Annotated in this window: 25 protein-coding genes; 16 read left to right on the top strand and 9 right to left on the bottom strand. The window is 69.7% G+C overall.

What is annotated here, in order from left to right; translation table 11 throughout:
• Nucleotides 1-3 precede the first annotated feature (3 nt).
• The 3 genes from ACFWNN_RS17080 to ACFWNN_RS17070 all read right to left on the bottom strand — a co-directional run bounded on the left by ACFWNN_RS17080 (nucleotide 4) and on the right by ACFWNN_RS17070 (nucleotide 3,220).
• Entirely contained in the window at nucleotides 4-924 is a 921-nt protein-coding gene (locus tag ACFWNN_RS17080) for a hypothetical protein (protein WP_382440865.1), read from the bottom strand.
• 99 nt (nucleotides 925-1,023) lie between these two features.
• A complete protein-coding gene (locus tag ACFWNN_RS17075; protein ID WP_382440864.1) occupies nucleotides 1,024-2,223 on the bottom strand; it encodes an MFS transporter in 1,200 nt (399 codons plus the stop codon).
• Between the two features lie 4 nt (nucleotides 2,224-2,227).
• Nucleotides 2,228-3,220: an ABC transporter substrate-binding protein gene (locus tag ACFWNN_RS17070; RefSeq protein ID WP_382440863.1), complete on the bottom strand. Its 993-nt coding sequence runs from the start codon at nucleotides 3,218-3,220 to the stop codon at nucleotides 2,228-2,230.
• 80 nt (nucleotides 3,221-3,300) lie between these two features.
• Between ACFWNN_RS17070 and ACFWNN_RS17065 the strand changes: the two genes are divergently transcribed.
• From ACFWNN_RS17065 to ACFWNN_RS17030, 8 genes are all read left to right on the top strand, one after another.
• Nucleotides 3,301-3,642 carry a hypothetical protein gene (locus ACFWNN_RS17065; RefSeq protein ID WP_382440862.1) on the top strand — a complete coding sequence of 114 codons (342 nt, stop codon included), beginning with the start codon at nucleotides 3,301-3,303 and terminating at the stop codon, nucleotides 3,640-3,642.
• A 57-nt stretch (nucleotides 3,643-3,699) separates the two neighbouring features.
• The gene (locus ACFWNN_RS17060) at nucleotides 3,700-4,743 is read left to right on the top strand and encodes a PLP-dependent cysteine synthase family protein (RefSeq protein ID WP_382440861.1); all 1,044 of its coding nucleotides are present in this window, start codon (nucleotides 3,700-3,702) and stop codon (nucleotides 4,741-4,743) included.
• Nucleotides 4,695-5,924 carry an MFS transporter gene (locus ACFWNN_RS17055; protein ID WP_382440860.1) on the top strand — a complete coding sequence of 410 codons (1,230 nt, stop codon included), beginning with the start codon at nucleotides 4,695-4,697 and terminating at the stop codon, nucleotides 5,922-5,924. Before ACFWNN_RS17060 ends, ACFWNN_RS17055 begins: the two co-directional genes overlap by 49 nt.
• Before the next feature lie 28 nt (nucleotides 5,925-5,952).
• A complete protein-coding gene (locus ACFWNN_RS17050) occupies nucleotides 5,953-6,270 on the top strand; it encodes a hypothetical protein (RefSeq protein ID WP_382440859.1) in 318 nt (105 codons plus the stop codon).
• A gap of 51 nt (nucleotides 6,271-6,321) precedes the next feature.
• A complete protein-coding gene (locus ACFWNN_RS17045; protein WP_382440858.1) occupies nucleotides 6,322-6,474 on the top strand; it encodes a hypothetical protein in 153 nt (50 codons plus the stop codon).
• A 63-nt stretch (nucleotides 6,475-6,537) separates the two neighbouring features.
• Nucleotides 6,538-7,506 carry a C40 family peptidase gene (locus ACFWNN_RS17040; RefSeq protein WP_382440857.1) on the top strand — a complete coding sequence of 323 codons (969 nt, stop codon included), beginning with the start codon at nucleotides 6,538-6,540 and terminating at the stop codon, nucleotides 7,504-7,506.
• Between the two features lie 221 nt (nucleotides 7,507-7,727).
• Nucleotides 7,728-8,714, top strand: coding sequence for an NlpC/P60 family protein (locus ACFWNN_RS17035; RefSeq protein ID WP_382440856.1), 987 nt, complete (start codon nucleotides 7,728-7,730; stop codon nucleotides 8,712-8,714).
• Between the two features lie 168 nt (nucleotides 8,715-8,882).
• Nucleotides 8,883-9,446, top strand: a complete 564-nt coding sequence (locus tag ACFWNN_RS17030) for a LysM peptidoglycan-binding domain-containing protein (RefSeq protein WP_382440855.1) — start codon at nucleotides 8,883-8,885, stop codon at nucleotides 9,444-9,446.
• A gap of 66 nt (nucleotides 9,447-9,512) precedes the next feature.
• Here the strand turns inward: ACFWNN_RS17030 and ACFWNN_RS17025 are convergent, their stop codons facing one another.
• Entirely contained in the window at nucleotides 9,513-9,815 is a 303-nt protein-coding gene (locus ACFWNN_RS17025; protein WP_382440854.1) for an iron-sulfur cluster biosynthesis protein, read from the bottom strand.
• Between the two features lie 362 nt (nucleotides 9,816-10,177).
• Nucleotides 10,178-10,822: a hypothetical protein gene (locus tag ACFWNN_RS17020; RefSeq protein ID WP_382440853.1), complete on the bottom strand. Its 645-nt coding sequence runs from the start codon at nucleotides 10,820-10,822 to the stop codon at nucleotides 10,178-10,180.
• Between the two features lie 176 nt (nucleotides 10,823-10,998).
• Between ACFWNN_RS17020 and ACFWNN_RS17015 the strand changes: the two genes are divergently transcribed.
• The 3 genes from ACFWNN_RS17015 (at nucleotide 10,999) to ACFWNN_RS17005 (ending at nucleotide 14,778) form a co-directional block, all read left to right on the top strand.
• A complete protein-coding gene (locus ACFWNN_RS17015) occupies nucleotides 10,999-11,700 on the top strand; it encodes a VIT family protein (protein WP_382440852.1) in 702 nt (233 codons plus the stop codon).
• 70 nt (nucleotides 11,701-11,770) lie between these two features.
• Entirely contained in the window at nucleotides 11,771-12,448 is a 678-nt protein-coding gene (locus tag ACFWNN_RS17010) for an HAD family hydrolase (RefSeq protein ID WP_382440851.1), read from the top strand.
• Nucleotides 12,445-14,778 (top strand): glycoside hydrolase family 65 protein, encoded by a 2,334-nt coding sequence (locus tag ACFWNN_RS17005; RefSeq protein ID WP_382440850.1) that lies wholly within the window; start codon nucleotides 12,445-12,447, stop codon nucleotides 14,776-14,778. Before ACFWNN_RS17010 ends, ACFWNN_RS17005 begins: the two co-directional genes overlap by 4 nt.
• Here the strand turns inward: ACFWNN_RS17005 and ACFWNN_RS17000 are convergent.
• The 3 genes from ACFWNN_RS17000 to ACFWNN_RS16990 all read right to left on the bottom strand — a co-directional run bounded on the left by ACFWNN_RS17000 (nucleotide 14,775) and on the right by ACFWNN_RS16990 (nucleotide 16,766).
• Nucleotides 14,775-15,110 carry a YybH family protein gene (locus tag ACFWNN_RS17000; protein WP_382440849.1) on the bottom strand — a complete coding sequence of 112 codons (336 nt, stop codon included), beginning with the start codon at nucleotides 15,108-15,110 and terminating at the stop codon, nucleotides 14,775-14,777. The two genes, ACFWNN_RS17005 and ACFWNN_RS17000, sit on opposite strands and share 4 nt — an antisense overlap.
• A gap of 2 nt (nucleotides 15,111-15,112) precedes the next feature.
• Nucleotides 15,113-15,811: an SDR family NAD(P)-dependent oxidoreductase gene (locus ACFWNN_RS16995; RefSeq protein WP_382440848.1), complete on the bottom strand. Its 699-nt coding sequence runs from the start codon at nucleotides 15,809-15,811 to the stop codon at nucleotides 15,113-15,115.
• Between the two features lie 103 nt (nucleotides 15,812-15,914).
• A complete protein-coding gene (locus tag ACFWNN_RS16990; RefSeq protein WP_382440847.1) occupies nucleotides 15,915-16,766 on the bottom strand; it encodes a LysR family transcriptional regulator in 852 nt (283 codons plus the stop codon).
• Between the two features lie 86 nt (nucleotides 16,767-16,852).
• On the opposite strand from ACFWNN_RS16990, the gene ACFWNN_RS16985 reads away from it, so the two are divergent.
• A complete protein-coding gene (locus ACFWNN_RS16985) occupies nucleotides 16,853-17,140 on the top strand; it encodes a muconolactone Delta-isomerase family protein (RefSeq protein ID WP_382440846.1) in 288 nt (95 codons plus the stop codon).
• Complete coding sequence (locus tag ACFWNN_RS16980) at nucleotides 17,137-18,186, top strand: YbfB/YjiJ family MFS transporter (RefSeq protein ID WP_382440845.1); 1,050 nt, start codon at nucleotides 17,137-17,139, stop codon at nucleotides 18,184-18,186. The genes ACFWNN_RS16985 and ACFWNN_RS16980 overlap by 4 nt, the downstream gene beginning before the upstream one ends.
• Here ACFWNN_RS16980 and ACFWNN_RS16975 read toward each other — a convergent pair.
• Nucleotides 18,104-19,075 carry an alcohol dehydrogenase catalytic domain-containing protein gene (locus ACFWNN_RS16975; protein WP_382440844.1) on the bottom strand — a complete coding sequence of 324 codons (972 nt, stop codon included), beginning with the start codon at nucleotides 19,073-19,075 and terminating at the stop codon, nucleotides 18,104-18,106. The genes ACFWNN_RS16980 and ACFWNN_RS16975 overlap by 83 nt on opposite strands.
• 83 nt (nucleotides 19,076-19,158) lie before the next feature.
• Between ACFWNN_RS16975 and ACFWNN_RS16970 the strand changes: the two genes are divergently transcribed.
• The 3 genes from ACFWNN_RS16970 to ACFWNN_RS16960 all read left to right on the top strand — a co-directional run bounded on the left by ACFWNN_RS16970 (nucleotide 19,159) and on the right by ACFWNN_RS16960 (nucleotide 22,335).
• Nucleotides 19,159-20,325: a beta-1,3-glucanase family protein gene (locus tag ACFWNN_RS16970; RefSeq protein ID WP_382440843.1), complete on the top strand. Its 1,167-nt coding sequence runs from the start codon at nucleotides 19,159-19,161 to the stop codon at nucleotides 20,323-20,325.
• A gap of 82 nt (nucleotides 20,326-20,407) precedes the next feature.
• Nucleotides 20,408-21,079 (top strand): response regulator transcription factor, encoded by a 672-nt coding sequence (locus tag ACFWNN_RS16965; protein ID WP_382440842.1) that lies wholly within the window; start codon nucleotides 20,408-20,410, stop codon nucleotides 21,077-21,079.
• Entirely contained in the window at nucleotides 21,076-22,335 is a 1,260-nt protein-coding gene (locus ACFWNN_RS16960) for a sensor histidine kinase (RefSeq protein WP_382440841.1), read from the top strand. The genes ACFWNN_RS16965 and ACFWNN_RS16960 overlap by 4 nt, the downstream gene beginning before the upstream one ends.
• Nucleotides 22,336-22,344 lie beyond the last annotated feature (9 nt).

Below are 22,344 nucleotides of genomic sequence, written 5' to 3'. Positions count from 1 at the left end.
GAGCTACACCGACAAGATCCTCCACGTCAGGCCGGCGTCGTCCGAGCGGTACACCTCGGCGAACTCGGCACCCGGCCCGCCCCGCACGAGCGTCGCGTGGCGGGCGTCCGAGAACGCCAGGTCCTCGAAGGCCGGTCCCCCGAGCACCAGAGGCGTGTCCCACTTCGACGAGTCCGCGCTGTGGTGCACGAACGACCAGTCACGTCCGGTCGCGGCCACCAAGGCCCCCGAAGAAGACACCGCGAAACCCGTCGTGATGCCCTCACGCGGCGGCACGCCGACGGTCTTGAACGGCCCGCCGTCGGACACGCGCAGTTCCTTGGACATGTTCCCGAACCCGGGATCGAAGCTGCACAACGCATAACGCGAGGCGTCGACCGTGCCGAGCCGTGTGGCGGCGAACTGATCGCACGGCGCGGTCTCCGCAGCCCAGCCCGAAGCGGACCGGACCCAGTACCGGTTCTCCTCACCGAACCGCGCCAGCGACACCTGGCCCGCGGCGATCTCCCCGCGGGCCTGGCCGGGGATCTCCACACCCGGCACCGCCTGCCACGCCCCGAACCACAGCGAGCGCTGGTACAACCGCGACGAGGTGCCGTCGTAGATCACCGCGAGGAACCCGGCGTCGTCGAACCCCAGCGCACCGACGGTGCCCTTGATCCCCGAGGCCTCCCACCGCGTCCCGCCGGTGGAGGTGACGAACAACTGCGAGCCGTCGGTCACCATCCCGGCGGCGTCGTTCGCGAACAGCACGCGCAACCGGTCGGTCTCCGGCACGGACAACGCCGGTGTCTTCACCCGAGTCCACGAAGACCCGCCGTCGAGCGTGCGGACGAGCTGCGGGCAGTTCGCGTTCTGGCACACCGTGTCCAGCCCCAGCACGAAGCCCCGGTCAGCGGACGTCCACGACGTCGAAGCGGACACGACCGAAGTGCTCGCATGAGCAACGGAAGCGGTCAATCCGGTCAACAACAACGAAACAGCAAGCACAGCAATGCGTTTCCCCCACATCGCCTTCTCCCCTCAAGAGGCTGGTTCCCACTCAACACCTCTCGAGCGCGCGGCGGCAACGACCCACAACGCCACCAAAACCCCGGCACCGCCCGCGAGCACCAGCAGCAGCTGCGGCCCCAGCACGTCGATGAGCAGACCACCGGCGACGTACGAAACAGCCGCCGCCACACCGATTCCGCCGTAGAAGTTGCCGAACACCCTGCCCGTCCGGTCAGCGGGCACCAGCCGCTGGATCAGGGTGCTGTGCGCGACGTCCATCGCCGCGATCCCCAGCCCCCGCACGGCCTGCAGCGCGAACGCCGACGCGACGCCCCACGCCAGGCCGGTGAACAGGTTGCCGGCACTGCTGATCACGAACCCCACCACGAGCAACGTCACCATGCTCAGCCCGGCGGACCCGCGCGCCAGCAACGCGTACCCGAGCAGCAGCCCGACGCCGACCGCGCCGAGCACGAGCCCGGCCATGCTCTCCGACTCCCCGAACACGCCCATCGTCAGCTGCAGCACCGCGACGTCGTCGATCGCCGTGCACGCCACGACCCCGCAGAACCCGAGGAACACGATCCGCAACGCCCGGTTGCGCCAGATCTCCCCGACCCCGGCCTTCACGTCGGTGAACACCGTCTCCCCCGGCTCCGACGCCACCACGAGCTTCGGCAGGCGCAGCAACAACAACGCCGACAACACGAACGAAACCGCGTCCACCGCCAACACACCGCGAACACCGAGCAACGGCAGCAGCAAGGCGGCCAGGAACGGCCCGATGACGTCCGCGCTGTTGGATCCCAGCCCCAGCGCGGTGTTCGCCTGCGCGAGGTCCTTCGGCTCCACCAGGCTCGGCACGGCCGCCCGCGACGCCGGGATGAAGACCTGCCCGATCACCGCCCGCACCCCGACCAGCACCAGCAGGACGGGCAACGGCGGCAACGTGAACGCGATGACCGCCAGCAGCACTCCCTGCGCGACCTCGCACACGATCATCACGGTCCGCCGGTCGAACCGGTCACTGATGACCCCGGTCAGCGGACTGAGCAACGCCGGCGCGAAGTCCCCCACGAGCAGCAGCGCCGCGACGGCGATCGCCTTCCCCAGCACGGTCTGCACGTGCACCATCAGCGTGACGAGACTGAGCGCGTCCCCCACAACGGAAACGACCCGTGCGGTGCTGAGCACGCGCAACGGGCCGTTCGTCTTCAGAAGCGTCAGCACATGGCTACTTTGCCAACACCTGGTCCAGCTGGTCAGCCAATTTGTTCATGATCCCGGCGTAGGAGGAGTAGCTCAGCGGCGCGACCGCGTTCCACTCCACGAACCGGCCGGCCTGCACGGCGGGCAGCCCCTGGAAGACCGGGTGGCCCTCCTTCATCTGCTCCGGGCTCAGCACGTGCTGGCGGGTGTCCCACATGATCACGTGCTCTTTGTACGTGCCGGAGTTCTCCCACGAGAGCGACTGGAAGTAGCCGCCGCCCTCGGTGTCGGGCTTGTCCGGCGTGAGCAGCGGCAGGCCCAGCTCCTTGACGTACCAGTCCAGGTCGGGGTTGCGGGCGGGCACGGCGACGTAGAAGAGCTTCGGGTCCGCGCCGATCACCTGGATCTTCTGCCCGGCGTCCGTCATCTTCTTGCCGATGGCCTTCAACCGCTCGGAGGCCTTGGTGAACGCCTCCTCGTCGGCCTTCACCTTCGCCGAGTCGACGTCCGCGCCGAGCGACTTCGCGAGCTCCTTGAAGCGCTTGATGCCGTCCGGCAGCTGGATCTTCGACTGGCCGATGCCGACGGTCGGGGCGACCTTGGTGACCTTCTCCTCGAACTCGGCGGTGAGGTGCCAGAGCCCGGAGACCTCGGGGTAGTAGCCCGCGACGACCAGGTCGGCGTTCAGCGCGGCGAACTTCTCGAAGTCGATCTCACCGTAGCCGGGGCCGGTCACGTCGGTGACCTGGCTCGGGTCGATGCTGCCCGCCTCCGGGTCGGTCGTGCCGTCCGCGCGCTTGAGCGGGCCGAAGGTGCCCACGACGTTGATGCCGTAGTCCTTGAGGGCGCCCGCGGCGGACACCTGCGCGACGACGCGCTCCGGGCGCTTCTCCGCGGTGACCTCCTTGCCGCGGTCGTCCTTGAACGACCACTGGCCACCCGCTTGCTCCGTGGGAGCGTTTCCACCGCACCCGGCCACTAGGCCGAGCAGCAGAACCGCGGCGACTGTCCTGCGCAATCTGTCCACCTCCTGAGTTTAGGCTTGCCTAACTTAACAGGCGAATCTGCGCTTTCAGACATTGCGGTAGATTGGTCACCGTGCGAAATCGATCGACGACAGGGCGTGGCCGATTCCTGGCCCTCGCTCTCCTGTTGATCGCGGTGTTCGCACTCCACCCGGCGTGCCCGCCGGAGCCCGCGCACCACGGCGCGTTCGTGCCTGGCATCTCCGGCGAGCTGTGTCACCACGGCGAGCGCCACCAGGCGTCCCCCGCCCCGACGGCGCAGGCCGCCGTGCAGGTCAGCGCCCTGTCGTTCACCACTCCGGACGCGGAACCGGCCGAACGGCCCTCAGCCAGATCGCGCTCGTGCCCGGCACTGCTCGACCACGGCGCCTCAGGGCGTTCGCTCCTGCTCGACCTCGGAATCTCCCGGACGTAGGCCGGCCCCAGCCCCCTACACCCTTTTCTCGCACCACCTTTCTCCGAGGGATTTCCCATGTCTGTCCCAGTGCTGGACCGAAGCACGCCCGTGCTCTGGATCGACGAGCTCTCCCGCACGTCGAACGCCGGTTTCTTCGCGAAGCTGGAGAGCGCCAACCCCGGCGGCGGGATGAAGGACCGCGCCGCCCTGCACATGGTCAGGTGCGCGCTCGAACGTGGTGACCTCACGCCCGGCGGCCACATCGTCGAGTCGACCAGCGGCACGCTCGGGCTCGGCCTCGCGCTCGCCGGCATCGTGCACGGCATCCCGGTCACACTCGTCACCGATCCCGGGCTGGAGCCGATCATCGCGCGGATGCTGCGCGCGTACGGCGCGACCGTGGAGGTGGTCGACCGTCCACATCCGACCGGAGGCTGGCAGGAGGCGCGGCGGCAGCGGGTCGCGGCGCTGCTGGAGAGCCTGCCCGGCGCGTACTGCCCCGACCAGTACAACAACCCCGACAACGTGGCGGGCTACGCGCCGCTGGCCCACGAGCTCGCCGACCAGCTCGGACACGTCGACGTGCTGGTCTGCGCTGTGGGCACCGGCGGGCACAGCGCGGGCGTGTCCTCGGTGCTGCGACAGCACTTCCCGGCGTTGCGGCTGGTCGGCGTCGACACGATCGGCTCGACGATCTTCGGCCAGCCCGCCAGGACCCGGCTCATGCGCGGGCTCGGGTCGAGCATCTTCCCGCGCAACGTCGACTACCCGGCGTTCGCCGAGGCGCACTGGGTGAACCCTGGCGAGGCCGTGTGGGCGTGCCGGACGCTGGCCGCGCGGCACTACGCGAGCGGCGGCTGGAGCGTGGGCGCCGTGGCGCTGGTGGCGTCCTGGGTGGCGCGGACCTCACCGCCCGGAACGCGGATCGCCGCGGTGTTCCCGGACGGGCCGCAGCGGTACTTCGACACGGTGTTCAACGACGAGTTCTGCGCCGCGAACGGGCTGCTGGACGTCGTTCCGGCGGCCGATCCGCTGGTGATCGAGGCGCCGGGCGAGCGCGAGGTGCTGTCGTGGACGCGGTGCGCCTCCGTGGTGGACCCGGTGGCGGTGACGGCGTGATCGCGAAGTTCCGCTCGTTCGACCGCAGCGTGCAGTTGTTGCTGCTCAACCAGTTCAGCATCAACGTGGGCTTCTACATGCTGATGCCGTACCTCGCCGCGCACCTGTCGGTAACGCTGGCGCTGGCCGGGTGGGCCGTCGGGTTGATCCTGGGGGTGCGGAACTTCGCGCAGCAGGGCATGTTCCTGATCGGCGGCACGCTCGCCGATCGGTTGGGGTACAACCCCTTGATCGTGGCCGGGTGTGCGTTGCGCACGGGCGGGTTCGCGTTGCTCGGGCTCGTGGACGGGGTGCCGGCGCTGGTGATCGCGTCGGCGGCGACCGGGTTCGCCGGGGCGTTGTTCAACCCGGCCGTGCGCGCGTACGTGGCAGCCGACGCCGGACCGCGGCGGGTGGAGGCGTTCGCGTTGTTCAACGTCTTCTACCAGACCGGGATCCTGGTCGGGCCGTTGCTCGGGCTCGCGCTGACCACTGTGGACTTCCGGTTGACGTGCCTGGTGGCGGCGCTGGTGTTCCTGGTGCTGACGGTGCTGCAGTGGCGGTCGCTGCCCGCGCGGGCCGGGTCGTCGTCCGGCGGTTCGGTGCTCGCGGACTGGCGGCTGGTGTTCGCCAACCGGGGGTTCGTGCTGTTCGCGCTCGCGATGACCGGGTCGTACGTGCTGTCGTTCCAGGTGTACCTGGCGCTGCCGCTGGCCGCGGGCTCGACCGCGCTGACGGCCGTGTTGTTCGCGGTGTCGGGGGTGCTGGCGATCGCCGGGCAGCTGCGGGTGACGGCGTGGGCGCGGGACCGCCTCGGTCCTGATCGGGCGCTGGTGGCCGGGATGGCGTTGCTGGGACTGGCCTTCCTGCCCGCCGGGTTCGGGTGGGCCGGGCTGGTGCTGTGCGCGGCACTGCTCGCGCTGGGCACGATGGTGGTGTTCCCGTTCGAAATGGACAAGATCGTCTCGTTGTCCGGCGACCGGCTCGTGGCGACGCACTATGGGCTCTACAACACCGTGGTGGGCGTCGGAATCCTGCTCGGCAACCTGCTGACCGGGGTCGGGTTCGACGCGGCTGCGCGCGCGGGCGTGCCGTGGGCGCCGTGGCTGGTCCTTGTCTGTATGGGACTCGGATGTGCGTGGGCGCTGAAAATCTTGGTGGCGCGTGTCGATTCGGGGCCCGTCCCTTCGACGTCTGGGTAGAAGGCAGTTTCCGGATCGGAGGGTCGCCATGATCGCCACGCTCATCGCCACACTGGTCGAGGAGGACCACGCGGAGGACGACGGCGTCCTGGCGCCCGACGACCGGCTGACCTGCCACGTGCACGGGAGGTGGATCCACCAGTGTGTGTCGTCGCCCGTGCACGTCAACCCGGTCACGCGGCACCGCTGGTGCCGTGGCTGCGACTCACCGCTGGTCGTCGTGGTCGACGAGCTCGTCGGTGACGTCGCGATGCGCTGTCCCCGTTGTGGGTGCGGGGGCAGCGCGGCCACGGCCCGGCTGATCGCCGCGTGCCGTGCCTCGATCGAGGCACATCGGGCCGCCTGATCGGGTGAGTTCGCCCGTTTTGCGTTGTTTGAGTGGGTTAGGTTGCTCTGCGTGTCCCTTTCTTCACGCATCGCAACTGTTCTGGCCGCCACCGCGGGGGTCGCGCTCGTGACCGCGACGCCCGCGCTCGCCGACGAACTGGTGGACGTCGAGGTCGACGCTCCCCCGGTCGTCGTCGAAGGACCGCTCGTCGAGTTCGACTGAACCCCCGATCGGGTTAGTCCGTACGCCTCCTCAGAAGCCGATTCCGACTTTTGAGGAGGCCGCGTGCCCGGCCGTGCTGCAAGGACCACCGCCCTGGCCGCCGTGATCGCCGCGACGGTGGTGTCGATGCCCTCGGCACACGCGCAACCCGCCGAGGACGCGTTGAAGGTCTACAACGACCTCACGCGCGAGGCCGAGAAGCTCAGCCAGGACCACCTCAAGGCGCAGAGCGACCTCCAGCACGCGAACTCGATCGTGGCCGCCGCGACCGACGCCGAGAAGAAGGCGCTCGCGGACTCCGAGCAGTTCCGCGGCCAGGTCGACGTGCTGACCGAGGCGTCGTTCGAGGGCGCGCGGTTCAACAACCTCTCGGCGCTGCTCACGTCGACGTCCCAGCAGGACTTCCTGGCGCGGATGCAGGCGATGAACATCCTCGCGTCCGACCAGAACGAGGCCGTCGCGCGGCTGGACGCGGCGCTGACCACGGCCCAGAAGGCGCGCACGGACGCGACGACCGCCGCCGGTGCCGCCGAGAAGTTCGCCGCGGACGTGTCGACCCGCAAGGTCGCGATGGACGCGCAGGTGTCGACCGCCCGCTCGAAGTACCAGTCGCTGACCAGGCCGCAGCAGCAGACGCTGGCGAGCACCGGTCCGAAGGTGACGGTGAACGCGCCCGCCGGTGCGGCGGGCGCGGCGCTGAACTTCGCCATGGCCCAGCAGGGCAAGCCGTACGTCTTCGGCTCGAACGGTCCCGACTCGTGGGACTGCTCGTCGCTCATGCAGAAGGCCTACGCCTCGGCGGGCGTGTCGATCCCCCGCGTCACCTACGACCAGGCGAAGATCGGCCGCGCGGTGGGTCGCGGCGAGGTCGCCCCGGGCGATCTCGTCATCTACTACGCAGGTCAGTCCCACGTCGCGATGGTCGTGGACGGCACTCGCGCGGTCCACGCCTCCACCGAGGGCGTGCCGGTGAAGGTGGCGAACATCGACTCCATCGGACCCATTTCGGTGATTCGACGGGTAGTCGGGTGACGCTTCTCTCCTACCCCGCGATATGGCGACGTAGACGACTGTGAGAGCGTGCGGGCCAGCAAGGTGCCGGCCCCCGGTGCTGGACGAAGGCAAGGTCATTCCGTAACCTGTCCGAGACCTTCGGCCCAGCAGTTAACCCACTCGGGGCACACGCCAAGGTTGTCGCCTCACGCGGAGTAGTTCTCGCGGAGCGGCCGCCAGGAAAAAGGAGGACCCGCGACGTGGTGTCGCAACCCTCACGCCGCATCGTGCGTGGAGCTCTCGTAGCGACGGCAGCAGTCGTCGCGGCAGCACTCCCGACGGCGCCGGCCACCGCTCAGCCCAACGCCGCGGACGCGCTCAAGAAGTACAACGAGCTGCAGGAGCAGGCGTCCAAGCTCAACCAGGACCACCTCAAGGCCCAGGACGACCTGAAGGCCAAGCAGGGCGAACTGGACAAGGCCAAGGGTGACCTGGCCACCGCGCAGCAGGCAGAAGAGGCCCTGCGCGGACAGGTGGACCTCCTCACCGAGGCCACGAACTCCGGCGCGAACTTCAGCCAGATCTCCGCGCTGCTGGTGAGCGACTCGCAGCAGGACTTCCTCAACCGCATGTCGGCCATCAACATCCTCGCGGCCGACAACGCCGAGGCGCTGCAGAAGCTCACCGACGCCGTCAACGCCGCCGACTCGGCGACGAAGACCGCGAACGACGCCACCGAGGCGTCGAAGAAGATCGTCGCCGAGATGGACCAGAAGAAGGCGGAGCTCGACAAGCAGCTCGCCGACGCCAAGAAGGTCTACGACGGCTTCAGCGCGGCCACGCGCAACCAGCTCGCCGCGGCCGGCGACATGTCGAACATCTCGGTGCCGGCGGGCGCCGCGGGCGCGGCCCTGCAGTTCGCGCTCAACCAGCGCGGCAAGCCGTACGTCTACGGCTCGAACGGTCCGAACTCCTGGGACTGCTCGTCGCTGATCCAGGCCGCGTACCGCTCGGCGGGCGTGACCATCGGCCGCACCAGCTACGCGCAGGCGGCGGCCGGTCGTTCGGTCAGCCGCAGCGACGTCAGGGCCGGCGACATCATCGTGTACTACTCCAGCCAGTCGCACGTCGCGATGGCGGTCGACGGCATCCGCGCCGTGCACGCGTCCACCGAGGGCGTGCCGGTGAAGATCGCCGACATCGACTCGATCGGCCCGATCTCGGTCATCCGCCGCATCGAGGGCTGACGCTTCTGCTCCGGGGAACGCCCCTTGCCTTCGGGCAGGGGGCGTTCTTCTTTCACTCCCTCGGGTGCACGTTCCGTTGTGGACGCGCGGAGTTCGTGCGCCTTGACTAGGTTCCGCTTCGGGCGCCGCCGGATCGGGCGGTGGTGATCGTCTGAAGTGGAGCTTTTTGTGGACACCTTGCAAGCCGGGCAGGAACTCACCCGCGGCCAGCAGCTGACCAGCGCCAACGGCTACCAGCTGACCCTGCAGTCCGACGGGAACCTGGTCCTCTCGGAGAACACCGGCACGGTGTGGGCCAGCGGCACCGACGGCAAGGGCGCCGTGCGCGCGTCGTTCCAGGACGACGGCAACTTCGTCCTCTACACCGACGGCAACGACGCCGTGTGGTCCACCGGCACCCAGGGCAACTCGGGCGCGCACCTCGTCCTGCAGAACGACCGCAACCTGGTCGTCGTCGGCGGCGACGGCAGCGCGAAGTGGGCCACCAACACCAACACCGACTCGCCGCAGGCCACCCCGGAAGCCGAAGCCCCGGCCCCGGTCGTCGAGGAGGCCCCGGCAGCTCCGGCCGCCCCCGCCGTGCAGACCTACGAGGTCGCGGGCGGTGACTCGCTGTGGGCGATCGCCGAGCGCTTCTACGGCGACGGCAACCGCTACATGGAGATCGCGAACGCCAACGGCATCGCGAACCCGGACCTCATCCACCCCGGTCAGGTCCTGACCATCCCGTGATCCAGCTGTTCCGACAGCACGGGCCGGGTCTCCCCACGTTGGGAGACCCGGCCCGTTTGCTTTGCCTCAGCTGGGCAGGTCCTGGCGCGCGATGGCGAACGCCGGGTTGCCCTCCTCGTCCTGGCGCACGTCGAGCACCTTGTCCTCGAGGTACTGCGCCGCGCCGGGCTCCATGATGACCTTGGCCCCGGCGTCGGCGGTCACCACCTGGTCGCCGTCTGCGGCCTCGCTGAGCGACAGCTCCAGGGCTGCCTGGCTGTTCTGTTCGGCGGTCAAGGCGAAGCGCAGGCCGACATCGTCGTTGGCGGCGGCTGACTGTGACGTGAGCTCGTTGATGACCTCGGCGGCCATCGGCGTCACTTCGAGCATGTCGGCCCCTTCATCAGGAAACAGATCGTCAGTGGGTGCCCGCCCAGCCGGGTTTCAACCACCGCTCACCGAACTCGCACTCGCCCGAGGTGATCGAGGAGGCGGGCACGCAGAGTGTTCGCGCTGGTCAGGGGCATGAAATGGGCGCCGGAAGGCCGTCGCTCGAATGACGCAAGATCCAGTCGAAAGTTCCAGCGCACCGGCCGACACGCCTGCCGACTGCTCGCGCGGGTGGTGGCGGCGCACCTTCGCCGCGTGGTGAGTCGCCAGGTGGTGGATCGCCGCGCGAAAGGGCGGCGAGGGGTGGCCTACCCGCAGGCTCGCCCAGCAGTCTCCCCGCGGCCCGGCGAACCCGCGCCCCCTCACGCCACCCGGTGCGCCTGCCGCGACACCTCGTTCCGCACGTGCCCGCAGGCCGAGCACACCCGCTGCACCGGGATCAGATCCGCCACCAGCCGCCACGAGTCGGCGAACGACGGCACCTCCTGCCCCGGCGCGAGCAGGCTGTCCAGCACCTCCTGCCGCCGGCGGCCCTTCTCCCGGCTGCGCTCGACGGGGTCGCGGCGGTGTGCGAGCGCGCGGGTCTCCGCCCGCGCCTGCCGGCCCTCGGCGCTCAGACCGGCACCGCGGCGCGGCGCGTTCAGGGCGGCGTTGCGGCGGTTGACCCGGTACCACTGGCCCAGGGTGATGCCCGGCAGCGGCGCGTCGGCCAGGCCGGAGCCGTCCGCCGTCCAGGCGCGCAGGCGGGCGCGCAGGAACTCGTGCGCCACCTGTGCGCGCGAACGGGGGCGGCCCTGGCGGGTGCCGTCCGGCCTGGTGTCGATGGCCACCAGGAGGGAGTCGACGTTCCACTTCGCGAGGAACCACGGTTCCAGGACTCGGCGGATCCAGCGTCGGTCGGCATCCGGCCAGGAGGCTCGGTCGCACAGGGACTCGACTGCCACGTCCACGTCTGCGTTGGTGGACGGCACCACGCGGCCTGGCCAGCGGCTGGGTTCGATCTGCATCGGGTACTGACCTCCTCAAGCTCGCACACGAACACCTGTTCGACATGCTGCCACGGGGGTCTGACAAAAAATGAACCTCCTGGCGCTGACCAGGCAAAACTCACCCGTTCAGCACAACGGCACGGGTCACCCGGACGTCGCGCGCCAAACGACCAACACCCCGCTAACCTGCGGAAATGAGCCACCACGAGCCGCACGACGAGGTCACCGGCGATCGGATGAACTGGCTTCGCGCGGGGGTGCTGGGGGCCAACGACGGCATCGTGTCGACCGCCAGCCTGGTGGTCGGCGTGGCCGGGGCGACGACGGACCGCACGCAGATCCTCGTCGCCGGGCTGGCGGGCCTGTTCGCGGGCGCGATGTCCATGGCGAGCGGCGAGTACGTGTCCGTCAGCAGCCAGAGGGACGCCGAACGCGCGCTGCTCGCCCAGGAACGTGAAGAGCTGAAAAACACCCCCGACGAAGAACTCGATGAGCTCAGGGAGATCTACGAGAGCAAGGGCCTCGACGAGCAGACCGCGAAACAGGTCGCCGAGCAGCTCACGAAGCACGACGCACTGGCCGCGCACGCCGAGGCCGAGCTGCACATCGACCCGGACGAGCTGACGAACCCGTGGGGCGCGGCCATCGCGAGCTTCGTCTCGTTCACGATCGGCGCCCTCCTCCCCCTGGCCGCGGTCATGCTCACCCCGACGAGCCTGCGCGTCCCCGTCACGGTCGCCGCCGCGATCCTGACGCTGGCCCTGACCGGCTTCATCAGCGCGAGGCTCAGCGGCGCGGACAAGCGACGGGCGGTCGTGCGCAACATCGCCGGCGGCCTGATCGCGATGGGCGTGACCTACGCCATCGGCTCTGTCGTCGGCCAAAGCATCGGATGACGCCGGGCGGGGTACTGCGAACCATGACCAGAACGCGGCACGGAAACCGAGACGGAGGCATGATCGACCTATGAGCCTCGGCATCCCGGAGAAGATCACGGCGTTGCTCTTCGACCTCGACGGCGTGCTCACCAGCACCGCCGTGCTGCACCGCCAGGCGTGGCGGCAGACCTTCGAGGCCATGGGCCAGCCGTTCAGCGAGCAGGACTACCTCGCCTACGTCGACGGCAAACCGCGCTACGACGGCGTCCGCAGCTTCCTCACCTCACGCGGCCTCACGCCGCCGGAGGACGAGGTCCGCCGCATCGGCGACCAGAAGAACGACCTGTTCAACGCCATCATCGACGAGCAGGGCATCACGCCGTACCCCGCGTCGGTCACCTACCTCAAGGCCGCCCGCGAAGCGCGGATCCCCATCGGCGTGGTCACCTCCTCCGCCAACGCCATGCGGGTGCTCAAGGCGGGCAACCTCCTCGACTACGTCGACGCGCTGGTGGACGGCAACGTGATCACCGCGTCGAACCTCCAGGGCAAACCCGCGCCGGACTCGTTCATCGAGGGCGCGAGAAGACTCAGGACCAAGCCGGAGAACGCCGCCGTCTACGAGGACGCGCTGGCGGGCGTGCAGGCCGGACGCGACGGCGGCTTCGGGTTCGTCGTCGGCGTCGACCGCGGTCACCAGAGGGACGCGCTGACGGCCCACGGCGCGACGATCGTCGTGGACGAGCTCGACGAGCTGCTGTCATGAGCTACGCCGTCGAACCGTGGCAGCTGCGCTGGCAGGGCCTGTCGGTGGACCACCTGCACCAGACCGAGTCGACGTTCGCGCTGGCCAACGGCCACATCGGCTTCCGAGGCACCCTCGACGAGGGCGAACCGCGCGGGCTGCCCGGCACGTACCTCAACGGCTTCTACGAGGAGCACCAGCTGCCGTACGGCGAGGGCGGCTACGGCTACCCCGAGGCGGGACAGACCGTCGTCAACGTCACCGACGGCAAGATCATCCGCCTGCTGGTCGAGGACGAGCCGCTGGACATGCGCTACGGCAACGCCATCGAGCACGAACGCACGCTCGACTTCCGCACCGGCACGCTCCGCCGCAGGACGGTCTGGGAGTCGCCGACGGGACGACGCGTGACCGTGCGCAGCGAACGGCTCGTGTCGTTCACACAGCGCGCTGTCGCCGCGATCCGGTACGAGGTGGAGCCGGAGGACGACCTCCAGCTCGTCGTCCAGTCGGACCTGCTGGCCAACGAACCGACCAGGAGCCGCAGCAACGACCCCCGCGTCGCCGCCGCCCTGGACTCCCCGCTGGTCAACGACTTCACGATGGCCGGGAAGTCCCGCGCGGTCCTGTGCCACCACACCAAGGTGTCGGGGCTGCGCATGGCCGCCGCGATGGACCACGAGGTCGCGGTCACCCGCTCGGAGAACGAGCTGCACGACGAGCCGCGCACGGAGATCCACGCCGAGGACGACCTCGCGCGCTTCACCGTCGCGGTCGACGTGCCCGCGGGCGGGTGCCTGAAGCTCACCAAGTACCTGGCCTACGGCTGGTCGGGGCAGCGGTCGACGCCGGCGCTGCGGGCCCAGGTCGAGGCGGCGCTCGCCGGTGCGTGCCAGACCGGCTGGGACGGGCTGCTCGCCGAGCAGAAGGCGTTCCTGGACGACTTCTGGGAGGTCGCCGACATCGAGATCGAGGGCGACGACGAGCTCCAGCAGGCGATCCGGTTCGCTCTCTTCCACATCCTGCAGGCAGGTGCGCGCGGCGAGTCCAGGGCCATCCCCGGCAAGGGCCTCACCGGTCCCGGCTACGACGGCCACGCGTTCTGGGACACCGAGATGTTCGTCCTGCCGGTGCTCACCTACACCGTGCCGGACGCCGCCCGCGACGCGCTGCGCTGGCGCCACGCCACGCTGGACAAGGCCCGTGAACGCGCGAAGGTGCTGGGGCTCAAGGGATCCGCGTTCCCGTGGCGGTCGATCAACGGCGCCGAGTGCAGCGCGTACTGGCCGGCGGGCACGGCCGCGTTCCACGTCTCCGGTGACGTCGCCTACGCCACGCAGCAGTACCTGAACGCCACCAACGACAAGGACTTCGACCGCGACGAAGCCACCGAGATCCTCGTGGAGACCGCACGGCTGTGGGTGTCGTTGGGGCACCACGACCCGCACGACGGTTTCCGCATCGACGGCGTGACGGGCCCGGACGAGTACTCGGCGATCGTCGACAACAACGTCTACACGAACCTCATCGCGCAGCAGAACCTGTGGGCTGCCGCCGACGCTGCCGAACGAAATCCTTGTGACGCAACGGAAGAGGAGATCGCGACGTGGCGCAGGGCCGCCGACGCGATGTCCGTGCCGTACGACGAGATGCTCCAGGTGCATCCGCAGGCGGACAACTTCACCAAGCACGCCGAGTGGGACTTCGAGAACACACCGGAGGAGAAGTACCCGCTGCTGCTGCACTTCCCGTACTTCGACCTGTACCGCAAACAGGTCGTGAAGCAGGCAGACCTCGTGCTGGCGATGCACGTCCGTGGCGATGCGTTCTCCGACGACGAGAAGGCACGCAACTTCGCCTACTACGAGGCACGCACGGTGCGTGACTCGTCGTTGTCCGCCGGCACGCAGGCGGTGCTGGCGGCCGAGGTCGGGCACCTCGGCCTGGCGTACGACTACCTGGTCGAGGCCGCGTTCACCGACCTGCACGACCTGCACGACAACGTGAACAACGGCCTGCACATGGCGTCGCTGGCGGGTGCGTGGACGGCGCTGGTGGCGGGGTTCGGCGGCATGCGCGACCACGGCGGCGAGCTGACGTTCGCGCCGCGGCTGCCGGACGCGCTGACCCGCTTCTCGTTCCGGATGTCGTTCCAGGGCACCAGGATCGCCGTCGACGTGTGCGCGACCGAGGCCACCTACCGGATCGTGGACGGCACCGAGCTGTCCACGAGGCACCACGGCGAGGCGATCACGATCACGGCGGACGCCCCGGTGACCGTGCCGATCCCGAAGGCCCCCGACCTCGAACGGCCGAAGGGACCGTTCGGGCGGGAGCCGCGCAGGCGCTAGCCGAGCCGGGAGACCTGGTAGTGCGCTATCAGGTCTCCCCGGACCAGCACGCTCAGATAAAGCGTGAGCGTCGGCCGGTCGACGAACGAGAAATCGACTTTCGAATAGCCGAGAACCAGATCCTCGGCCATTTCACGGGTTTCCAGGATCTCGTACTCCACCGTCATTCCGGCGGGCTGAGAATCATAGTAGGCAGCCACTGCGGCTCTGCCCACCCCGTACGGTTTGAGGCCCTGGAAAAGGGCGTCCTCGGTGAAGTTCGCGGCCACGGCCTCGGGATCGTGCGCGGCGATTCCGGCCTTCCAGCGATCCAGAACGTCTTCGAGGGCCATGGTCAGTGCCCCGCGCTCTGGCCGCCGTCGACGTGCAGGATCTCGCCGGTGACGAAGCCCGCCTGCTCCAGGAACGTGATCGCGTCGACCACCTCGGAGATCTCGCCGATCCGGCCCACGGGGTGCAGCGCGGCGAGCGCCTCGTGCGTCTCCGGGGCGTGCATCGGCGTGCGGACGATGCCGAGCGCGACGGTGTTGAAGCGAATGCCGCGGGCCGCGTACTCGATGGCCAGCGACTTCGTGACGGCGTTCAGACCGCCCTTGGTCAGCGACGCGAGCGCGGACGGCACGGCGGACAGCGCGTGCTCGACCAGCGTCGTCGACACGCTCACGACGTGCCCGGGCCCGGTCATGGCACCGACGGCGGCGCGGGTGATGTCGAAGAACCCGGTCAGGTTCGTGCCGGTGACGGCGGCGTAGTCCTCGTCGGTGTACTCGGTGAACGGCTTGGCGACGAAGACGCCGGCGTTGTTCACGAGCGAGTCGACCCGGCCGAACCGGCGCAGGGTCTCCTCGACGACCCGCGCGCCCTCCCCGGTCTGCGAGAGATCGGCGCGAACCGCCAGCACCTCGGGGTCGTCGGAGTCCTGAACGGAACGCGACACCGCGACGACCGAATAACCGAGCTTGCGATAGGCGGGAACGAGCGCCTCACCGATTCCCTGCGACGCACCCGTGACGATGACGACCTTGCTGGACATTTCCTGCTCACTTTCTCGGAGGAGAAGCAACTGACAGCCACAACCGCCCGCGAACCCGATTGATTTCGCGGAATTGCGACCCGTTTCCTCCCTCGTGAGAGGCTCAGCCTCCCACGATCGCGTCAGCGGCCGCGACGACGTCCTCGCGCTCCTCGTCCTCGCGCCGCACCAGCGACCACGTCCACAGCGGCTCGGGCTCGACCACAGGCCGTGCCACCAGGTCCGGCGGCAACGGCGTGGTCTGCCCCTTGGGCGAGTTGAGCACGGGCGTCGTGCACACCCGCACGTGGTCGAAGAACGCGGGCCCGGTGATCGCGCCGTTGTGGATGCGCCGCACCGCGCAGCCGGTGTCGCGCGAGAACTCCTCGGCGTAGTCGTTCCAGGACTGCCACGACGTCACGTCGTCGTCCACCAGCACCGCGATGTCCGCGGCCCGCACCGGACTCGCGTCCGACCCGACCGCCACCGCGTACAGCCGATCAACGCCCAGCGGCCGCGCCGTCAACCCGAGTCGCGCCGCGTCTGCCTCGCGGATCCAGCACACGGCCAGGTCCAGACTCCCGTCCGCCACCCGCGCCGCCTGCTGGTGCGACGGCACGACCCACGCGTCGACGTAGAGCTGCGCGACCCCTGCCACCCGTGCCGTGAGGTCCGGCGGCAGCCAGTTGACGTACCCGATCCGCACCGGCCGCGACCCGGCGAGCTGCCGAGCGTGCCGCCGCACCTCGTCGGCCCGCTCCAGCAACGCCCGCACCTCGGGCACCAGCGCGGCCCCGGCGGACGTGAGCGCCACGGTCCGCCGGTCGCGGGCGAACAGGGCCACGCCGAGGTCGCGTTCGAGCGCCTTGATCTGCTGCGACAACGACGGCCCCGCGATCAGCAGCCGAGCCGCCGCCCGGCCGAAGTGGAGCTCGTCCGCGACGGCGAGGAAGTACCTGAGTTGACGCAGTTCCACGCTCCGCATCTTAGGAGGCTGAGCCTCCCACGCAGGAGCAAGCCGGTCGTGGCACGCCCGCCGGGGCTCGCCGCACGATGGACGCCATGAGAGAGTTCCTGGTCGAGATCACCACCTCGTTCCCCGGCCTCACCGAGTCCGAAGTGGACTCACTGCGCGCCGCGGAAGCCTTGCGGGCCGCGGAACTCGCGACATCCGGCAACCTCGTCCGCCTGTGGCGCCCGACCGGCGAGAAGCGCAGCGTCGGCATCTGGAGCGCGACCGACGAGGACGACCTGCGGGCCGCCGTGCTCGGCTCGCTCCCGTTCCGCCCGTACATGACCGCGATCGCCGTCACCGCCCTGGACCCGCACCCGAACGACCCGGGCAGGTGAGCGTCCGCGCCGCCGCGGCCCTGGCGGCGGGCATGGGCATCGGTCGCTTCGTCTACACCCCGATCCTGCCTTTGATGACGGCGCAAGCCGGCCTGTCGACCTCTGCCGCCGCATCCCTGGCCACCGCCAACTACCTCGGCTACTTCGTCGGCGCACTCGCCACGATCGTGCGCGCCCCATCACGCGCCGCGAACCGTGTGGCTCTCGTGCTGCTCGTGACAACGCTCGCCGGAATGCCACTCACGCACTCGATGGCCGCGTGGTTCGGGCTTCGGCTGGTCGCGGGGATGGCGAGCGCGGTGGTGTTCGTGGCGGCCGTGAACGCGCGGCCGGGGTGGGGCATGAGCGGCGTCGGGGTGGGGATCGCGCTGTCCGGGCTGGTGGTGCTGGGGTTCGGGCAGTGGCAGGCCGCCTGGTGGGCGGCGGCGGGGGTGGCGGGGTTGGTCAGCGTCGCGGCGTGGGGGCTGCGGCCGGCAGCGCCAGAGCCGCCCGCGGCGCTGAACGTGCCAGACCTACCGCGGCGGGCGTTCGGGCGCCTCTTCGCCGCCTACACCCTCGAAGGCGTCGGCTACATCATCGCGGCCACCTTCCTCGTCGCCGCCATCAGCGGCCCGCTGGGCACCGGCGCGTGGGTCCTCGTGGGCCTCGCGGCCGCCCTCTCCCCCGTGCTCATCAAGCCACGCCGCCGCACCCTCTCCGCGGCACTGGCCGTCCAGGCCGTGGGCATCGCCCTGCCGGCGCTCATACCGGGGTCCGCCCTCCCAGCCACGCTCCTCTTCGGCGGCACCTTCATCGGCATCGCCGCGACGGCCCTGAACCAGGGCGCCGAACTGGGCGTCGCCAACGCCGCCGCCGTCCTCACCGCGGGCCAGATCATCGGCCCGCTCCTCGTCACCCCACTGCTCGCGAACGGCTACGACCAGGCGCTCCTCCTGACTGCCGCCACAGTCGCGGCGGCAGCCCTCACAGCTCCAGCACGACCTTCACGTCACCCGGCCGCGTCTCGAACGCCTCCGCGAACGACTCCAGCGGAACCCGCCGGGTGATCAACGCCGACAACCAGTCCAGATCCGCCCGGTCCAGCACTGCGGACGCCTCCCGGTAGTGGCGCGGGTTCGAGTTGACCGTGCCGAACACGATTCCGTTGCGCAGCACCAGGTCCCGGTTGATCTGCCCGATGTCGGCCGGCAGCACCTCGGTGGACGGCACGCCGGTCAGGCACACCAGGTCCCGTCCCAGCACCGAGGCGACCAGCGACGGCGCACCGGTCGCCTCGATCACGACCGGGATGTCGGGCAGCGACCGGTGGTAGGTGGCGCCCAGCGAGGACACCAGAGCGGGCTTCGGTCCGTCGGAGGCCACGTCGAACACGTGCACGTCCAGGCCTCGTTGCACCCCGATCAACGCCGCCAGCAGCCCGATAGGTCCCGCCCCGGTCACCAGCACCGACTCGAACGGGTACAGGGCCAGCTGGTCCAGCCGTTCCCACGCCTTCACGACCACGGACGTGGGCTCGACGAGCACACCTGCCGAGGAGCTGACAGCGACGGCGTACTCGGCGGGCACGGTCCAGAGCGTCGCGGCGTAGCCGTCCAGGCCGGTGATGCCGCGCTCGGTGTACTGGCCGTTGCGGCACATGTCGAACTCGCCGCGCGCGCACGCCACGCACGGCACCGGGTCCGGTCTGCGGACCACGCCCGCCACCAGCGAGCCGGGCTCGAAGCCCGGGCCGCTGATCACCCGTCCGAGCGACTCGTGGCCGATCACCAGCCGCCCGCCGACGCCGAACTCGCCGCGCACCATCTCGCGGTCGGTCCCGCAGATGCCGACCGCGACCCCGGCGACCAGCAACTCCCCTGGTCCGGGCACCGGATCGGGCAGTTCCTCCAGGGACAGGGCTCCGGCCCGGGCAAGATCGACCATCAGTGCGCGCATGAAGACCATTCTTGACACATCAACAGCGGACCGCCGACCATGAGAGCGCTCTCACGACCCTGTCTCAGTGAGGAGATAAGTCGATGCGCAAGCTCCTGCTGCTCGCGACATCGGCCCTACTAGGGCTGACAACGATGTCTGCACCGGTCCAGGCGGCTCCGCCGAGCCAGCTTCCACTCACCGTCACGAACAACTCCGGGCGCGGTGACGCGGTCCACCTCTACATCACCGGGATCATGAACGGCCGGCTCGGCTACCTGAACGGCAACGGCCAGTTCACCCCGTGGACCGGCGGCGCGATCCCGCCGGTGCCCGCGCCGGACTTCTCGATCCCCGGCCCGGGCAACGGCGCCAGCAAGACGGTGAACATCCCGCTCAACTTCGCGGGCGGCCGCATCTACATGGCCTTCCGCGACAAGCTCAAGTTCAGCCTCGTGCCGAACGGGCTCGTGCAGCCCGCGCCGTGGGCGGGCGGCGACCCGAACCGCGACATCCTGTTCGACTGGAGCGAGTTCAGCTACGACGGCGGCGGTCTGTGGCTGAACAGCTCCCAGGTGGACATGTTCGCGGTCCCGCACGCTGTCGAGGCCACCTCGCAGTCCGGCGTCACCAAGAAGGCGGGCCAGCTCGTCGCGAACGGGCGGAACCGGATTTTCGACGCGCACCGCACGCTCGGCGGTGACTGGGCGAAGCTCGCCTACAGCCGGGCCGACGGCACGCGGCTGCGCGTGCTGAACCCGAGCAAGGGTCTCGACGCAGGCCTGTTCTCCAGCTCCTACTTCCAGTCCTACGTCAACAGCGTCTGGTCGACGTACCAGAACACGCCGCTGACCGTCGTGCCGTTCCAGGCGGAGCCGAACCGCAAGTTCACCGGCCGCGTCAGCGGTGGCGTCATGCGGTTCACGAACACGGCGGGCCAGCAGGTCGCGGAGTTCCAGCAGCCGTCCACCCGGGACGTGCTCAACTGCGACGGACGGCTCGCGGCGCCTAACAACGAGCTCGGCGCGATCTCGCGGTCGCTGTGCGCGTCGCTCAACCGCTCCACGCTCGGCTTCATCCACACGGCGCCGACGTACAACGCGAGTGAGTTCTACACCCGTGCGACGACCAACCACTTCTCGAAGATCGTGCACGCCAACATGGTCGACGGACGCGCCTACGGGTTCGCCTTCGACGACGTCGGCGGCTTCGAGTCACTTGTCCACGAACCGAACCCGCGTTCCGCAAAGATCACGCTGACCGGATTTTAAACCGAAGCAATCTTGATTTTGATCGACTTTCACTCCACTGTGTGAGACGCCGTCGCCGCGGCTCTCACACAGTGGAGTCGTTGTGTGCGTACGGGTCCTGCTGGTCGAAGACGACGAGCGAATCCGGCAGGCGTTGAGCCTCGCCTTGTCCGACGAGGGTTTCTCGGTGGACGAGGCGTGTTCGGGCGAAGAAGCGTTGCACCGTTTGGGGACGGAGTCGTTCGACGTGGTGCTGGTCGACCTCACGCTGCCCGGCGTGGACGGTCTGGAGGTGGTCAGAACCCTGCGCAAGCGCGGCGACCTGCCCATCATCGTGGTCACGGCACGCACGGACGCGCGGGACGTGATCGCCGGACTGGAGGCGGGAGCGGACGACTACGTCACGAAACCTTTGATGGCCAGCGTTCTCGCCGCGCGCATCCGCGCGTTGTTGAGACGGCGCGGGCCGGGTCGCGAGGCGGTCCGGATAGGAGATCTGGAAATCCGTCCGCAGGAAGGACTCGTGCACCGTGCGGGCGAACGCGTTCATCTCACCAGGACGGAATTCCGGCTGTTGCTGGAACTCGCTGGTGCGGGCGGCCGCATCGTCACGAGGGAACAGTTGCTGCAAAAGGTGTGGGGATACGACTACTTCGGCGACACCCGTCTGCTGGACGTGCACATAAGAAGGTTGCGCCGCAAGATCGAGGCCAATCCCGACGATCCCGACCTGCTGCTCACCGTGCGCGGCACCGGGTACCGGATCCGCTCGTGAGGGGCACGCGGCGCACCCGCGTCACGCTGTCGTTCAGCCTCGGCCTGCTGGTCGTGACGGGCGTGCTGGCGTTCGCGACCTGGCACCTCGCCTCCGGGTACATGATGCGGCAACGGGAAGCGAGCGCGACCCGGCAGGCCGAGGTCAACGTCCGGCTGGTCGAACGGTCGCTGGCGTCACCGGGGCTGGGCGAGCTGCTGACCGGGCTCACCACCGGGCCCGACTCGTCGATCCTGGTGATGAGGCCGGAAGGACTGGTGTCGGCGGGCCGCCGGGTCGAGCCGTCCCAGCTGCCCGCGCACCTCGTCGAGCACCCGCCCGGCCGGGAGCGGGTCACCGTGGACGGGCTGCCGATGCTCGCCGTCGCCCAACCGGTGGCGGGCGGCTCCGTCTACGTCGAGCTGTTCGGGTTGCAGCAGCTCAACAGCGTGTTCGCGTGCCTGATCGCGGTGCTGATCGCCGTCACGGTCGGCGCGGCCCTGCTGGGCGCCGCGCTGGGGTCGTGGGCCTCGCGGCGGTCGCTGGCGGCGAAGTTCGACTCGATGGCGCGCGAACTGGAGCAGAGGGCGTTGCGGGAGGCCAGGTTCGCCTCGGACGTCTCGCACGAGCTACGCTCGCCGCTCACCACCATGGTCAACGCGGGCGCGGTGCTGCGGCGCCGGCGGGAGCACCTGCCGGGCACCGCCGGCACCGCGCTGGAGCTGCTGACCTCGGAGGTCGACAGGTTCGCGCGGATGGTGGTGGACCTGCTGGAGATCTCGCGCGCCGACCAGACCGACGACCCGCCGCCGGAGGAGATCGCACTGGACGCGTTGGTGCGCAACGTGATCGCGACCCGCTCCACACCCGTGCCGGTGGAGCTGGAGGCCGCCGTCGTGCTGGGCGACCGGAGGCGCCTGGACCGGGTGCTGACGAACCTGCTCGACAACGCCGAACGGCACGCGGGCGGCGCGGTCCTGGTGGCGCTGCGGGTCGCGGGCACGTCCGTGCGGCTGGAGGTCGAGGACGCCGGGCCCGGGGTGCCCGCGCGGTTGCGGGAGGAGATCTTCGAACGGTTCGCGCGCGGCGTCATGGCGGGCAGCCGGGGTGACGACACCGGCAGCGGGCTGGGGCTCGCGCTGGTCCGCGAGCACGTCAACCGGCTGGGCGGCCAGGTGTGGGTGGAGGACCGCTCACCACGGGGTGCGCGGTTCGTCGTGGAAATGGTCTTACGGAGTTCTGACGGCTGGCCGTCTCGCGGCGCCGGGCGTGCGTGACGGCCCTAC

This window comes from Lentzea sp. NPDC058450, from assembly GCF_042721395.1.
GTDB lineage: Bacteria > Actinomycetota > Actinomycetes > Mycobacteriales > Pseudonocardiaceae > Lentzea.
Note: the sequence above shows the minus strand (reverse complement) of the source record. Positions and strands in the feature narration are given on the sequence as shown.

Excerpts from the sequence above, each read along its gene's own strand:
- ACFWNN_RS17005 (WP_382440850.1), top strand. The coding sequence starts at position 12,445 with ATGAGCTACGCCGTCGAACCGTGGCAGCTGCGCTGGCAGGGCCTGTCG.
- ACFWNN_RS17025 (WP_382440854.1), bottom strand. The coding sequence starts at position 9,815 with ATGCTCGAAGTGACGCCGATGGCCGCCGAGGTCATCAACGAGCTCACG.
- ACFWNN_RS16970 (WP_382440843.1), top strand. The coding sequence starts at position 19,159 with ATGCGCAAGCTCCTGCTGCTCGCGACATCGGCCCTACTAGGGCTGACA.
- ACFWNN_RS16985 (WP_382440846.1), top strand. The coding sequence starts at position 16,853 with ATGAGAGAGTTCCTGGTCGAGATCACCACCTCGTTCCCCGGCCTCACC.
- ACFWNN_RS17050 (WP_382440859.1), top strand. The coding sequence starts at position 5,953 with ATGATCGCCACGCTCATCGCCACACTGGTCGAGGAGGACCACGCGGAG.
- ACFWNN_RS17010 (WP_382440851.1), top strand. The coding sequence starts at position 11,771 with ATGAGCCTCGGCATCCCGGAGAAGATCACGGCGTTGCTCTTCGACCTC.
- ACFWNN_RS16995 (WP_382440848.1), bottom strand. The coding sequence starts at position 15,811 with ATGTCCAGCAAGGTCGTCATCGTCACGGGTGCGTCGCAGGGAATCGGT.
- ACFWNN_RS17000 (WP_382440849.1), bottom strand. The coding sequence starts at position 15,110 with ATGGCCCTCGAAGACGTTCTGGATCGCTGGAAGGCCGGAATCGCCGCG.
- ACFWNN_RS17020 (WP_382440853.1), bottom strand. The coding sequence starts at position 10,822 with ATGCAGATCGAACCCAGCCGCTGGCCAGGCCGCGTGGTGCCGTCCACC.
- ACFWNN_RS16975 (WP_382440844.1), bottom strand. The coding sequence starts at position 19,075 with ATGCGCGCACTGATGGTCGATCTTGCCCGGGCCGGAGCCCTGTCCCTG.
- ACFWNN_RS17060 (WP_382440861.1), top strand. The coding sequence starts at position 3,700 with ATGTCTGTCCCAGTGCTGGACCGAAGCACGCCCGTGCTCTGGATCGAC.
- ACFWNN_RS17015 (WP_382440852.1), top strand. The coding sequence starts at position 10,999 with ATGAGCCACCACGAGCCGCACGACGAGGTCACCGGCGATCGGATGAAC.